The 12,234-nt window shown below is 61.4% G+C and carries 16 protein-coding genes and 1 pseudogene; 2 read left to right on the forward strand and 15 right to left on the reverse strand.

What is annotated here, in order from left to right; translation table 11 throughout:
- Positions 1-28 precede the first annotated feature (28 nt).
- From ACIQ36_RS04885 to ACIQ36_RS04930, 10 genes are all read right to left on the reverse strand, one after another.
- Positions 29-640, reverse strand: a complete 612-nt coding sequence (locus tag ACIQ36_RS04885; RefSeq protein ID WP_395826478.1) for a hypothetical protein — start codon at positions 638-640, stop codon at positions 29-31.
- Between the two features lie 147 nt (positions 641-787).
- Positions 788-1,879, reverse strand: coding sequence for a hypothetical protein (locus ACIQ36_RS04890; RefSeq protein ID WP_395826480.1), 1,092 nt, complete (start codon positions 1,877-1,879; stop codon positions 788-790).
- A 43-nt stretch (positions 1,880-1,922) separates the two neighbouring features.
- Positions 1,923-2,273: a hypothetical protein gene (locus tag ACIQ36_RS04895; protein ID WP_045776238.1), complete on the reverse strand. Its 351-nt coding sequence runs from the start codon at positions 2,271-2,273 to the stop codon at positions 1,923-1,925.
- Positions 2,274-2,424: 151 nt separating this feature from the next.
- Entirely contained in the window at positions 2,425-2,961 is a 537-nt protein-coding gene (locus tag ACIQ36_RS04900; RefSeq protein ID WP_395826482.1) for a RebB family R body protein, read from the reverse strand.
- 12 nt (positions 2,962-2,973) lie between these two features.
- Positions 2,974-3,201: a RebB family R body protein gene (locus ACIQ36_RS04905; RefSeq protein WP_395826484.1), complete on the reverse strand. Its 228-nt coding sequence runs from the start codon at positions 3,199-3,201 to the stop codon at positions 2,974-2,976.
- Positions 3,202-3,277: 76 nt separating this feature from the next.
- Positions 3,278-3,550, reverse strand: a complete 273-nt coding sequence (locus ACIQ36_RS04910; RefSeq protein WP_395826486.1) for a RebB family R body protein — start codon at positions 3,548-3,550, stop codon at positions 3,278-3,280.
- Between the two features lie 57 nt (positions 3,551-3,607).
- On the reverse strand, positions 3,608-3,874 hold the full coding sequence (locus tag ACIQ36_RS04915) for a RebB family R body protein (RefSeq protein ID WP_395826488.1): 267 nt from the start codon (positions 3,872-3,874) through the stop codon (positions 3,608-3,610).
- 74 nt (positions 3,875-3,948) lie between these two features.
- The gene (locus ACIQ36_RS04920) at positions 3,949-4,218 is read right to left on the reverse strand and encodes a RebB family R body protein (RefSeq protein ID WP_395826490.1); all 270 of its coding nucleotides are present in this window, start codon (positions 4,216-4,218) and stop codon (positions 3,949-3,951) included.
- Positions 4,219-4,277: 59 nt separating this feature from the next.
- On the reverse strand, positions 4,278-4,547 hold the full coding sequence (locus tag ACIQ36_RS04925) for a RebB family R body protein (protein WP_395826492.1): 270 nt from the start codon (positions 4,545-4,547) through the stop codon (positions 4,278-4,280).
- A gap of 83 nt (positions 4,548-4,630) precedes the next feature.
- Complete coding sequence (locus ACIQ36_RS04930) at positions 4,631-4,921, reverse strand: RebB family R body protein (RefSeq protein ID WP_045776663.1); 291 nt, start codon at positions 4,919-4,921, stop codon at positions 4,631-4,633.
- 453 nt (positions 4,922-5,374) lie between these two features.
- On the opposite strand from ACIQ36_RS04930, the gene ACIQ36_RS04935 reads away from it, so the two are divergent.
- Complete coding sequence (locus ACIQ36_RS04935; RefSeq protein WP_395826494.1) at positions 5,375-6,232, forward strand: N-formylglutamate amidohydrolase; 858 nt, start codon at positions 5,375-5,377, stop codon at positions 6,230-6,232.
- Positions 6,233-6,235: 3 nt separating this feature from the next.
- On the opposite strand, the gene ACIQ36_RS04940 is transcribed toward ACIQ36_RS04935, so the two are convergent.
- The 5 genes from ACIQ36_RS04940 to ACIQ36_RS04960 form a co-directional block, all read right to left on the reverse strand.
- Positions 6,236-6,484: a hypothetical protein gene (locus ACIQ36_RS04940; RefSeq protein WP_395826496.1), complete on the reverse strand. Its 249-nt coding sequence runs from the start codon at positions 6,482-6,484 to the stop codon at positions 6,236-6,238.
- A 96-nt stretch (positions 6,485-6,580) separates the two neighbouring features.
- On the reverse strand, positions 6,581-6,952 hold the full coding sequence (locus ACIQ36_RS04945; protein ID WP_395826498.1) for a hypothetical protein: 372 nt from the start codon (positions 6,950-6,952) through the stop codon (positions 6,581-6,583).
- An 82-nt stretch (positions 6,953-7,034) separates the two neighbouring features.
- Positions 7,035-7,391 carry a DUF1850 domain-containing protein gene (locus tag ACIQ36_RS04950; protein ID WP_395826500.1) on the reverse strand — a complete coding sequence of 119 codons (357 nt, stop codon included), beginning with the start codon at positions 7,389-7,391 and terminating at the stop codon, positions 7,035-7,037.
- The gene (locus ACIQ36_RS04955) at positions 7,388-9,511 is read right to left on the reverse strand and encodes a TRAP transporter permease (protein ID WP_395826502.1); all 2,124 of its coding nucleotides are present in this window, start codon (positions 9,509-9,511) and stop codon (positions 7,388-7,390) included. The genes ACIQ36_RS04950 and ACIQ36_RS04955 overlap by 4 nt, the downstream gene beginning before the upstream one ends.
- Before the next feature lie 82 nt (positions 9,512-9,593).
- Positions 9,594-10,553, reverse strand: coding sequence for a TAXI family TRAP transporter solute-binding subunit (locus ACIQ36_RS04960; RefSeq protein ID WP_395826504.1), 960 nt, complete (start codon positions 10,551-10,553; stop codon positions 9,594-9,596).
- Positions 10,554-10,897: 344 nt separating this feature from the next.
- Between ACIQ36_RS04960 and ACIQ36_RS04965 the strand changes: the two are divergent.
- Positions 10,898-12,234 (forward strand): annotated as a pseudogene (locus ACIQ36_RS04965) (indolepyruvate ferredoxin oxidoreductase family protein); the annotation flags it as partial.

Consider the following 12,234-nt stretch of genomic DNA (forward strand, 5'->3'; position numbering starts at 1 on the left):
TCTCCCTCGGCGAACGGCTGGAACGAATTTAAGTAGATTTCGGCCCCTGCAACGGCTGCACGAACCGCACCGCCTGTTGGATGCCCTGATCGGTGGCAGCGACCGCCGAGGCAAGAGCCGCCTGCGTCGCCGCTTGGGTTTGCGCAATAATCTGAGCGATGGCCTGATCGCTGGCCGCAATCGTTCCATCCAGCGACGCGATGGCCGCCGAGGGTGAGGCCGCCGCCACGGCTTGCGCCGCCGCGTCGCTGGCCGCCTGCACCGCATTCGACGTTGTTTGCGTCACCGCCGCGATGAGCGCCGCACCGCTGGCTTGGGCCGCCGCCGTTTGTTCCTGCATCCGGGCCTCCGCGGCTTGAACGGCCGCTTCCGCCGACGCGATGGCACGCGAAATTGCCGCTTCCGAGGCCTCCACCGCCGTTTCCAGCGAGTTGGGTGGGGCCGTCTCGGCATCCGGTGGGCTGGGCGGCGGTTCTGGTGCCGGCACCTCTTCCGAGACCGGCGGCGTTAGGACGGAGGGAATAGGCGGCGCCGCATCGACCGCAACCGCAACCGGAGCATCGTTAGGCGACGGCGGTGGGGAAGCCGGTGACGATTGCGGAACGGGTTCGGCAGGCACGCGCGTAACTGGGTCTGACATAATCGATTCCCCTAAGCCCGGCGCAGGTTTCTGAGGGATCGCCTGGGGCCGAGCGGGTTTGGTCGGAGGTGGCTTGACTGCCGACGCGGTTGGCTTGGGTCCGGGAGGGGTTGGTTTGCGCATCATTCCCTCCAACCGGGCCCGCGCTTACGCATCGCCATCGGGGGCATTGGGAACGCGGTTCCCCGCCACCAAGGGCGCACTCGCCGTGGTCGGTTGCAGCCCATAGGAGCGCAGCGTAATGAGCCCCGTCGGTCCCAGTAAGAGCGTGGCCTGCTGATCGCCGGAGCGAATCGGAAACAGGCAGGATGCCCCATCCTGCCCGAGCATCCCCTGCTTCACCGGCTGAGCGACGATCAAGGCTTGCGTCCCCGCGATATAGGATTGAACCAACGCCCGCGCTGCATCGCCGGTTTCGGAGAGAAAGACGGTGTTCTGCGCAATCTGCGCCGTGCCTTCCGATAGGCGGGAAAAGCCGATCTGCCGACCGTTGCGAACCCAAACCGTTACCGCATTGGCAACTTCTGCGGGCGAGACCAAGCCCGGTACCTGCGGCGCATCGAGCGCGCCAAACAAGAGCGGCAAAAGTACCATCAGCGCGCTCGATGCTTGCGTCCCGCGCTGCGCTGCCGTCGTTGCTGTCGGCAAACGGCTGCAGTAGCGCAAGTAAAACTGATAATAATCGACAAATTCCAACACCGTCCGCGCTTGGCTCACGGCGAATTGTGCCGCCTCGGTTTCCGGAATCGCCGTTTGGCCGTTCGGCTGCGCGGCGACCTGATACAAGGCGACCTGATCCTCAAAGGTCATGAACTGAAAGAGCGCGGCTTGATTGACCCCCAAGGTCTGCAAGAACGCGGTGCCCTGGGCAAAATCGCTGCTGGTCAATAAATGATGATTGGTGAAAATGCGTTTGATCTGGGCTTCAATCGGTGCGCTGGTATCGCCTGCCTCGGCCTGTCCCAGCGTTCGCAGATCGGCCATTCCCAGCGTGAGCAGTTTCACCGGGCTAATCATCGCCTGAAGGGTCGGCAGGAAGGCAAAGCGCGAGCTGTGCAGCCCTTGCTGAACCTGTGCCAGCAGCGTGCTTTCACCGGCGAAGGAATATTGCGCCGTTGGCGTCGCAATCGCCCAAGCCAACCACTCCGGCCCGCCATCGATAAAGGCTAGCGCAAGCCGTCCCAATTCGGACAGGGCGGCTGGATTTTGCACTAAACGACTGGCAACCGTGACGGTCATGATACGGGCTATCCCTTTTAAAATGTACCGGGCACCAAATGCCCTAGCCTGACGGAAATTCCTTTAACACCGTGGCCGCCGCCGAACCGATATTGCTGAAATCCGTGGTGGCCGATGTCATCATCGATTGGGCGATCTGCATGGCCTGGGAGTATTTAGGATCGCCGGTCGCTAAAAACTGCGCCATCGCCACGCCGACCGCCGTGGTGGCAATCGTCGAGATATTGCGCAAAGCGTCGGCGGCATCCTGCACCGTAATCGCTGCCGTTTGAGCGACGGATTGATAGGCCTTGCCCGCGCCACTGGTGAGCACGACCTGCGGGCTCATCGTTGCGGTTTGCACCTGATTGATGACGTCAACGATCTGAGCGTTAACCGAAGTTGGCTCGGGCATCATGCCTCCTTAATACGAAGAATCCTCGTGCGGTCACGTTTCTATCGGCTTCGACCTTTTGCCAAACGCGCCGCCCATTGGGTTACGCGGGAAACCGCCGCTCCTGCCCGCGTCGTGCTCACGACGATTTGAACGGGCGCAGGATTGGCGGTTAATGGTTTCCCCCTGGCACCGACTCGGGGCCCGGCTCTGGGGCCGACGCGACGGCCTGCGTCGGTGGGATGGGGGCCGCTGCGGCCTTCGCCAACTCACCGAGATCGACGGTCGCCGCCTGGGCGAAGGTTCCGCCCGCCGCGGCCTGGGCCTGCAAAATGCTAATCGCGGCCTGCCCTTCGAGCTTCGCCGCCGTAATAACCTCACCCGGCGAGGGGGGTGTTGCGGGCGGCGTTGGTCCGGGCAAGGGCGTGATAACCGGCGGGGCGGGCGGCGTGGGGGGGGGCGGCGGCGGCGGCGCGGGAAACGGTGCCCCCAACATGCGCGCACAGGCCGCCGTTACTGCCGCCGCGCTGGTCATCCCGGCGTTCTGTTGGCGGTTGACCGCGTTATACATGGCCATCCCCAAGGTCTCGACCATGACCGCATCAAGCATGGCGAAGGCTTGCGACGGGCTCTGGCCGGTCAGCAACGTGGCCGCGCCCGTCACCGAGTCCACGATCCGCGTATTCGTTGTGCCGACCAAATCAACCATTGCCACCTACTCCTACTTTGAAGATGCGGGCACCCGCGCGGGCGACGTCAAAATAAGCGCCAACACTTGGGCGAGGGCTGCCGTGCTCAAGGTTTGACCGCGCTGCTGCGCCGCCACCGCATTGGCCATAGCGAGCCCGAGGCTGTCAGCCATCGCCATATAGGTCATGGCCATCGCAACCGAGGGGGCGGAACCCACTTCCAGCTCTACGGAACCTTCGGAAGCGTCCATCCCGGCCATGCGCCCGCGCCTTTACGACAAACCCGCGAAACCTTGTGAAAGGCGGGGGACCGGAAGCCCGATCCCCCGACCAGACTTAGACCAGACCGAGAATTTCGCTCGTCGCAACACCCGTGGAGGCCGTGTCCAGCACCAGCAAGGTCGACACCGCTTGAGTGGTCGATGCCTGCATGGTCACATAGCTCTGCTGGGCATTGTTCGTGGCATTATGGGCCGCGTTCGACAAGGCTTGGCTGGTCGCCACCATCAGGTTCCCTACGGCAACCGCCGGGGCGTCGCCCAGAACCTTCGTGTTGACCTGGGTGATCGAATCGGTGATTTGGCTGTTTATCGACGTCGGAAAAGCCATCGTTTTCACTCCTGAATGGATTGGGTAAGACGTGGGGTTACGTCTGCTTTATCCCCGTTACCCGAGGATCTTTTTAGTCGCCATGCCCGTGGAGGCCGTATCGAGGGAGTAGAGCAAAGCCACCCCCGCCGTGGTCGCCGCCTGGGCGGTAACATACATTTGCTGCTGCGCCATCGTCGCATTATGGGCGGCATTGGCGAGCGCTTGGGCCGTCGCCTGGTAGAGATTCCCCATCGCGATTGCCGGCGAAATGGCAACAACCTGCGTATTGGCCTGGGTAACGGAGTCGGTAATCTGGTTATTGACAGCAGTCGGGAAGGCCATGAGGAACCATTCCTTTTTTAGAAAAACTACACCGCAGGACCGGATGCGCCCGCCCCTGGAGGCGGATCAATCCGTCAGGCCGAGAGAATCTGGGCGGTCGCCGCCGCATCGCTGGCCGTATCGAGCCCATAGAGCGTGGTAATACCCATCGTGGTCGCCGCCTGAGCCGTAACGAAGCTCTGCTGCTGGGCGTTGGTCGCATTATGCGCGGCATTCGCCAACGCTTGCGCCGTTGCTTGAAACAGATTGCCCAACGCCAAGGCAGGCGAGATTGCCACGACTTGGGTGTTTGCCTGCGTTACCGAATCAGTGATCTGATCGTTAACCGAAGTTGGAAATGCCATCGGGATAATCCTTTATAACGCGGGCGCGCGAGGTTTTCGTCGCCCGACCGATGACTTTGTTACGAGGACAGAATCTTCGTCGTCGCAACGCCCGTCGAAGCCGTATCCAGCGAATAGAGGGTTGCAACCCCCATCGTCGTGGCGGCTTGCGTCGTCACATAGCTCTGCTGCTGGGCGTTCGTCGCATTATGGGCGGCATTGGCCAGCGCCTGCGCCGTCGCTTGATAGAGATTGCCCATCGCAATCGCCGGGGCGTCACCCAGCACTTTGGTATTGGCTTGGGTTACGGAATCCGTAATCTGACTGTTAACGGAGGTCGGAAACGCCATGACTTTATTCCTTTCGGGGAGAATACCGGCTGCGCCGCCCGAAGTGAGCCGCGCGCGGAACGCCTAGAGCCTTAAGCCGAAGCTTAACCGCCAAGCCCTTTAACGCCGGTGCTCAGAATATCTTTGGTTGCGACGCCAGTCGTCGCCGTATCCAGCGAGTAGAGGGTGGCCACACCCATCGTCGTGGCGGCCTGGGCCGTCACATAACTCTGCTGCTGAGCGTTGGTCGCATTATGGGCGGCATTCGCCAGCGCCTGTGCGGTCGCTTGATAGAGATTGCCCATCGCAATGGCCGGGGCGTCGCCCAGCACTTTGGTATTGGCTTGCGTTACGGAATCAGTGATCTGATCGTTTACCGAAGTCGGGAATGCCATTGTCGTTCCTCTTGGGCTACGGAAAGGGGCGCGACCATCCCGGCCAGACCCGGACGGTCCCCACGCTGGTCACGGGTACACCCTACCCCATCGCCCCCTACTGGGATTGGCGTCATTCCTCAAAAACCCCGAGAATCACCCCATTTAATTCGGTCAAAAGAATGATTTTCCCGTTTTACGATCATATATTTCTCCGTATTCCGCAATTAAAACCGCCTTTAACGATAAGATTGCCCGATAAGGATCTAAAAAATAGAAAATTACATTGGTATTCTATCGTCAAAATCGCTTATCGCCCGTCGGCTTGGCCGGAAAGTAAGAATCATTGGGCCTGCGGTTGAATCGCGCATGGAGGGAGATGACAAGACGGCGAAATTAGCTCATTTTTTTAAGATGAGCGCGCTGAGCCCTTTTCCCCCTCCGCCGAAAGCCCCCACCCCGGCGGGGGCAAGTTTGGAGACGATTTTATCCGTCCGGCGGCCCGCGACGCAGACGGCGGCGCTCGTCGTCTCCTCGCCCCACAGCGGCACCCATTATCCCAATGATTTTGTGCGCGACTCGTTGCTCGACCCGCTGAGTTTGCGGCGCTCTGAGGATAGTTTCGTCGATGATCTCGTCTCGGCGGCCCCCGATTTCGGCGCGCCGCTGCTGAAAGCCCTGTTCCCGCGCGTTTATATCGACGTGAACCGCGAGCCCTATGAGCTTGACCCGAAGATGTTCGGCGAGCCCCTACCCGATTTCGTCAATGCCGCCAGCGCGCGCGTCGCGGCGGGTTACGGCACGATTGCCCGCATGGTGGCGACCGGGGCGGAAATATACCGCGCGCCCCTCACCTTCGCCGAAGCAGAAGACCGGGTGCGGCGGCTCTACCGCCCCTACCATGCCGCGCTGGATGGGCTCGTGAACGACACACTCAGCCGCTTTCGCCGCGTGCTGCTGCTCGACTGCCACTCGATGCCCTCGGTGGGAAGTTCCGTGGAAAAAGACGCGGGCCGGATGCGCGCCGATATTATTCTTGGTGACTGTCACGGCACGAGCTGCGAGCGCAGCCTGACGGCGGAAGTTGCGGCCTTCTTCACCCGCGAGGGCTTTCGGGTGGTGCTGAACGAGCCGTTCGCGGGGGGCTTCATCACCCGCCACCACGGCCGCCCGCGCCAGGGCCGCCACGCGCTGCAAATCGAACTTAACCGCGCGCTTTATATGAATGAAATCCGCCTAGAGCGCAGCGCCGAGTTCTACGCCATTAAAGCCGTGATGACGCGCCTGCTCTCCTGGATCGGGCCGGTAGCGACGCAACTGCCGGGGGCGTAACCTCTAAAGCCCGAAGGCGCGCTTCAAGGCCTTGAACGGCTTAATCCGGCAGCCACATTTCTTCTCACGCTCCGAGCGGCGGTCGTCGTCGTAATAGTGCCGATCATAGTAGGTCTCGCGGTAGCTGTAGCCGCGTGAATAGCCATCGTGCCGTGAATAATAGTTCGATGAATACCCGCGCCCCGATCCGGTCGAAACGCAGCCGCTCAGCACGAGCGCCAAACATCCGAAAACAATGAATTTCCCTACCATTCCAGCCCCCTCGGTGCAATTCGGGCCAGAATAAGGCGCGGCGGCTAACGGCGGGCTGACGGCCAGATGAAATCGCGGTAACACGGGGCTGGAAGGTTAGAGCCCAAAGCCGCGCTTCAAGGCTTTAAAGGGTTTGACGCGGCAATTACAGCCATCATTGCTTTTGCGCTCTGCGCGATTTCGGTCCGCCTCGCCCTCCAGGGTATTGTACTGAAACTGCGGCGGCGGAACCTCTGCTTCCCGTTTGGCCTGCAGCGTGAACTGATTGCCCCATTGGCGCTGCCGCCCTTGCTTCTCTTCTTCCCGCGCCTTAACCGCCTCCGGTGCATAATAGTTTTCGATCGCCTGTCGTTGAACATCGTCCAATTGAGTATAGTCTAAGAAGGCCGGCTTGGGGCGGGATTGGCACCCCGCAAGCGCCACAAGCATCAGGCCTAAAAGGACCGAGTAGATTTTTGTGGGGCGCATGCTTCCCTCCCTCGGGAAGCAACTTTAGCGCGCATAACCTCATAAGATTCTGACCAGCACATGAAACCTTCGTAAGGTCAGATCATTCCGCGCAGACGGTGAAGCGCGCCGACTCGTGAGGGTGAATACACACACTGGCCTCAGGGCACAGTGCCCACTCCCCCGCCGCGCCCGACTGGGCAAGCGTGACCTCCGCCACTAGGCGCATCGGCGACCACACCCAAAAACGCCCCTCTTTGCGCGCGTCGGGCGGTGGCTCCATGCCTGCGCCGCTGCCTTCAATGCGGGCTTCGGTGAGCAGCAGCCCCGCCCCGTCGCGCTGCCAGACTTCTTCCCAAGTGGTTTTTTCGACCGAATGGGTCCAGCGCAACGTGAGGTGCGGGGCCTCGCTGCGCCACAGCAAGGCCCCCGTGAGCGTGAGCAGGCAGAAAGCGCTCACGCCGTTTGAATGCGGGTCAACTCGGGCCGCCGCTTCACCTGCCAGCGGTGCCAGAGGAAGAAGGCCAGCGCGCCCGCAAAGCCCAGCTCGTCCGTAATCGGCAGGGCTGCGACCAGCAGAATCGCGCAGGCCGTGGCGATACAGCGCTCCAGCACGCCCAACCGCCCCAGCAGCCAGCCGGTCGCAGCGCCGCCCCACAGAAGAATCGCCAGCACGGCTTTCAGCACGATATAGCCCACCGCGAGCGGCGTTACATTCGTGCCTTGTAGCATCAGTTCCGGCGCGTAGACGGCCATGAACGGCACGACGTACCCCGCCGCCCCGATGCGCGTTGCGATCCAGCCAATTTCCATATGTCCGGCCTTGGCAATCGACTGCGCCGCCAGCGCCGCCAGAGCGACGGGCGGGGTAAGGTCGGCCATAATGCCGAAGTAGAAGCAGAACATATGGGAGATGAGGGGCGGCACGCCCATTTTCTCCAGCACCGGCGCGGCGATGGAGGAGGTGATGATGTAATTCGGAATCGTCGGCAGGCCCGTACCCAGCACAAGGCAGACCACCATCGTCAATAACAGCGCGATAGCAAGATTATCGCCTGCCAGATCAAGGATCATCCCGGCAACCGTGGTGGCGAGCCCGGTCAGGGTCATAATACCGATGAGAATGCCGACCAGCGCGCAGGCAACGCCGACGCCCAAGGCGGATTTCGCCCCATCCGCCAACCCATCGAGCAGCAAGCGCAGCGTTTCCCAGCCTTTCATCGCCGCGCAGAGCAGAACCAGCCCGGCAACGCCCAGCATGAGCGTTGCCGCCACCGACAGCGCGTCGAAGGCGACCAGCGAGCCCAAAGCCGCCCCCAGCGAAATCCACGCCACCGCCCGCACGGGCAGACCACCGATTTTCCCGAAACTGGCCCCGCCGAGAATCAGCACAATCGTCAGCCCCAGGCCAACAACCCCGGCAAACAGCGGTGTGAAGCCGGAAAACAGCATATACACCAGCGCCGCCAACGGCAGAATCAGGTGCCAATTGCGCTTGAGCGAGGCGAAAACAGCGGGGCGTTGGTCGGCCGGAAGTCCTTTCAGTCCGAATTTCCCGGCTTCCAGATGCACCATCCAAAACGCCGATAGGTAATACAGCAGGGCTGGGATAATTGCCGCGAGGGCGATTTCGGAATAAGGCAGTTCCAAGCGCTCGGCCATAATGAAGGCGACCGCGCCCATCACCGGCGGCATGATCTGCCCGCCCATGCTGGCCGTCGCCTCCACCGCCCCGGCAAAGGCCGGGCGATAGCCGAAGCGGATCATCAGCGGAATGGTGAACTGCCCCGTCGTCAGAACATTGGCGACGCCCGACCCGTTGATCGTGCCCATCAGCCCGGAGGAAATCACCGCTACCTTCGCCGGGCCGCCCTTGGTATGGCCGACCGTGCCCAGCGCCACATCGTTGAACAGCCCGATCATCCCGGCTTTTTCCAAGAACGCGCCGAACAGGATGAAGAGGAAAATGAAGGTGGCCGACACCGCTGTCGGCGTGCCGTAAATCCCTTCGGTGCCGAAGGAGAGCGTATCGATCACCTGCACCCAGTCGAACCCGCGATGCAGCAGCGGTTCGGGCAAAGAGCGGCCCCAAATGGCATAGGGAATGAAGATCACGCACAGGATGGGCAGCGCCCATCCCATAATGCGGCGGGAGCCTTCGACCAGCAAAATCAACGCGAGCACGCCGACGATCAGATCCATCTGGTTCGGATCGCCCGCGCGCTGAATAAGCTCACCTTCGAACACCCATTGATAGAAGCCGATGGCGAGCGCCAGCAGCCCCAGGCCCCAATCCCATAGGGGCGGCCCGGCGTGCCCCGTTTTCGACGGCCGAAAGCGGAACAGCGCGAAGGTAAGGAACAGCAACCCGCCGACGTGCAGCGACCGCACAACAATGGACGAAACCGGGCTAAAGGCCGCCGTATAAATCTGCCAAAGGGCGAAGATAATCGCCGCCGCCCAAACGATTTTTCCCGGCAAACCATCGAGCTTCAAATGGGCGGCGGGGTTTTCGGGATCGGCCAGGGGAGCTTCGGTCAGCGGCGGAGCCGAGAAAGCTTCGGTGGGCGGTTTCGTCATAGGGGTCTCACCGATGCCAAGGAAACGGATAGGGGGAATCGCCGGGAACGGTTGCCCGTCCCCGGCCTCGACGCCTTGGGCCTTATTTCACCAAGCCTTTTTCGCGGTAGTATTTTTCAGCGCCCGGATGCAGCGGCACCGGCATGCCCGCCAGGGCTTTTTCGAGCTTAATGTCCTTGGCGGCGGCGTGGGCCGAGACCATCCCGTCCAAATTCTCGAATAGGTTTTTGGTCATGCCATAGGCCACATCGTCCGAAACGCCACTATGGGTGACGAGGAAGTTATTGATGGCGGCGGTCGGCATCGGCGCGTCTTGGCCCTTGTAGGTGCCCGCCGGAATCAGGCTGGGCTGATAGGCCGCATCGCCAATTTTCGCCACCACTTCCGCCGGAACCGGCACGACCGTAATATCGACCGAGGTGGCGAGATCCTTGATCGAGGCGACGCCGAGGCCCGCCGACTGCAAGGTCGCATCCAACTGACGATTTTTCATCAGATCGACCGATTCACCGAAGGCGAGATATTCGACCTTGGCGAAATCGGCATAGGTCAGCCCCGCCGCCGCCAGAATCGCCCGCGCATTCAACTCGGTGCCCGATTTGGGCGCGCCGACCGAAATGCGCTTGCCCTTCAGATCGGCCAAGCTTTTGATGCCCGAGGAATTGGCGGCGATGATCTGAATATAATTCGGATAGATGCCCGCGACGCCGCGCAGCTTTTGCAGCGGCTTCGGATAGCCTGCGTCAGCAACGCCGGTCCAAGCCTGGGAGAGCGCGTCGCCCAAAGTGAAGCCGATTTCGCCCTTACCCGCTTCGAGCAGATTGAGGTTTTCGACCGAGGCTTTCGTTGCCTGCACCGAGGTTTTCGATCCGGCGATGTTCTTGCCGTAGATCTGCGAGAGGGCCACACCCAGCGGGTAATAAACGCCCGAGGTGCCGCCCGTCAGAACGTTTACGAAAGTCTGGGCCTGGGCCGCGCCCGAAACCGCCATCCCCATCGAGAGGGCGACCGCCGCCCCCATAAGCTTTGTCGCTAACCGCATTATCGTTTCTCCCTGCGTTTACGAATGCTTGCCGGATTGCTTCCGGTCTGATGGGAAGAGCTTAAAGGCGAGGCGCAAGGCGGCGCAAGCTGCCGCTGCGACGCTTTGCCCCAACCTGCGGGAAACCACAATTTCCGCTTACGTCAACGTCAGGTTTTTTTAGGACAAAATCACTGGCCTGAAATGCCGAATGCGCATGGGAAGCGCGGCCAGCGCGATGCTTCATTGCTTTTTTATGACCCCTCAAAACAGCCGATTGTCCTGCTGCCCAGGCGTGCCTACAGTTAAAGAAATAAAAAAACCCAAGCCACAGGCTAGGACATTCACAGGAAGGGAAGCGGACGATGGGACTCCCGGCACAATCGAGCGCAGAGGCGCTTTTGTCCGTCAGCTTGGACGATAAATATACCGCTCTCGAGGGCCGGATTTTCCTGACCGGCACGCAAGCCCTGGTGCGCCTGCCGATGATGCAGCGCGCGCGCGACCGGGCGGCGGGGCTCAATACCGGCGGCTTTATCTCCGGCTATCGCGGCTCGCCGCTCGGGGGCTTCGATAAGGCCCTGTGGGACGCGCGGAAGTTCCTGAAGAAAAGCGACATTAATTTTCAGCCGGGGCTGAACGAAGACCTTGCGGCCACCGCCGTGTGGGGCTCCCAGCAGGTGAACCTGTTCCCGGATGCCACGGTCGATGGCGTGTTTGCCATGTGGTACGGCAAGGGGCCGGGGGTGGACCGGTCGGGCGACGTGTTCAAGCACGCCAATGCCGCCGGAACCGCCAAACACGGCGGCGTTCTGGTGCTGGCGGGGGACGATCACACCTGCAAATCCTCCACCCTGCCGCATCAGTCCGAATATGCCTTTATGGACGCCTCAATCCCGGTGCTAAACCCGGCGGGCGTTCAGGAAATTCTCGATTACGGTATGCTGGGCTGGGCGATGAGCCGCTATTCCGGCCTGTGGATCAGCATGAAGACGATTGCCGAATCGGTCGATAGTTCCGCCTCGGTCTATGTCGATCCCCTGCGCGCCCTGCCGATTATCCCCACCGATTTCGATATGCCCGCCGATGGGTTGCACATCCGTTGGCCCGATAAGCCGCTGGTGCAGGAAATGCGGCTGCATAAACATAAGCTCTATGCGGCGCTGGCCTTCGCCCGCGCCAATAAGCTCGATCAAATTATGATCGACAGCCCCAAGCCGCGCTTCGGCATCGTCACCACCGGCAAATCCTACCTCGATGTCCGCCAAGCGCTTGAAGACCTTGGCATCGACGACGCCCAGGCCGCCGAAATCGGCTTGCGCGTGTATAAGGTCGGCATGAGTTGGCCGCTGGAGCGCGAAGGCGCGCGGCATTTCGCCGAAGGCTTGGAGGAAATCCTCGTCGTCGAAGAAAAACGCGCCGTCATCGAAAACCAACTCAAGGAACAGCTTTACAATTGGCGCGAAGACGTGCGCCCGCGCGTGATCGGCAAGTTCGATGAGGAGAAGAATTGGATTCTCCCCTCCCCCGACGAACTCACCCCGGCCCGCATCGCCCGCGTGATTGCCAAACGCATCGGCCGCTTCTACCAGAGCGACCGGATCACCCAGCGCCTCGCTTTCCTCGAAGCCAAGGAAAAGCAGCTTGGCGGCCTGAAAACCGAAATTGCGCGCGTACCCACTTTCTGCTCGGGCTGCCCGCA

Source organism: Elstera sp., from assembly GCF_044372965.1.
Taxonomy (GTDB): Bacteria; Pseudomonadota; Alphaproteobacteria; order Elsterales; family Elsteraceae; genus Elstera.

Coding starts and splice junctions, on each gene's coding strand:
- ACIQ36_RS04885 (WP_395826478.1), bottom strand. CDS start 640: ATGTCAGACCCAGTTACGCGCGTGCCTGCCGAACCCGTTCCGCAATCG.
- ACIQ36_RS04890 (WP_395826480.1), bottom strand. CDS start 1,879: ATGACCGTCACGGTTGCCAGTCGTTTAGTGCAAAATCCAGCCGCCCTG.
- ACIQ36_RS04895 (WP_045776238.1), bottom strand. CDS start 2,273: ATGCCCGAGCCAACTTCGGTTAACGCTCAGATCGTTGACGTCATCAAT.
- ACIQ36_RS04900 (WP_395826482.1), bottom strand. CDS start 2,961: ATGGTTGATTTGGTCGGCACAACGAATACGCGGATCGTGGACTCGGTG.
- ACIQ36_RS04905 (WP_395826484.1), bottom strand. CDS start 3,201: ATGGCCGGGATGGACGCTTCCGAAGGTTCCGTAGAGCTGGAAGTGGGT.
- ACIQ36_RS04910 (WP_395826486.1), bottom strand. CDS start 3,550: ATGGCTTTTCCGACGTCGATAAACAGCCAAATCACCGATTCGATCACC.
- ACIQ36_RS04915 (WP_395826488.1), bottom strand. CDS start 3,874: ATGGCCTTCCCGACTGCTGTCAATAACCAGATTACCGACTCCGTTACC.
- ACIQ36_RS04920 (WP_395826490.1), bottom strand. CDS start 4,218: ATGGCATTTCCAACTTCGGTTAACGATCAGATCACTGATTCGGTAACG.
- ACIQ36_RS04925 (WP_395826492.1), bottom strand. CDS start 4,547: ATGGCGTTTCCGACCTCCGTTAACAGTCAGATTACGGATTCCGTAACC.
- ACIQ36_RS04930 (WP_045776663.1), bottom strand. CDS start 4,921: ATGGCATTCCCGACTTCGGTAAACGATCAGATCACTGATTCCGTAACG.
- ACIQ36_RS04940 (WP_395826496.1), bottom strand. CDS start 6,484: ATGGTAGGGAAATTCATTGTTTTCGGATGTTTGGCGCTCGTGCTGAGC.
- ACIQ36_RS04945 (WP_395826498.1), bottom strand. CDS start 6,952: ATGCGCCCCACAAAAATCTACTCGGTCCTTTTAGGCCTGATGCTTGTG.
- ACIQ36_RS04955 (WP_395826502.1), bottom strand. CDS start 9,511: ATGACGAAACCGCCCACCGAAGCTTTCTCGGCTCCGCCGCTGACCGAA.
- ACIQ36_RS04960 (WP_395826504.1), bottom strand. CDS start 10,553: ATGCGGTTAGCGACAAAGCTTATGGGGGCGGCGGTCGCCCTCTCGATG.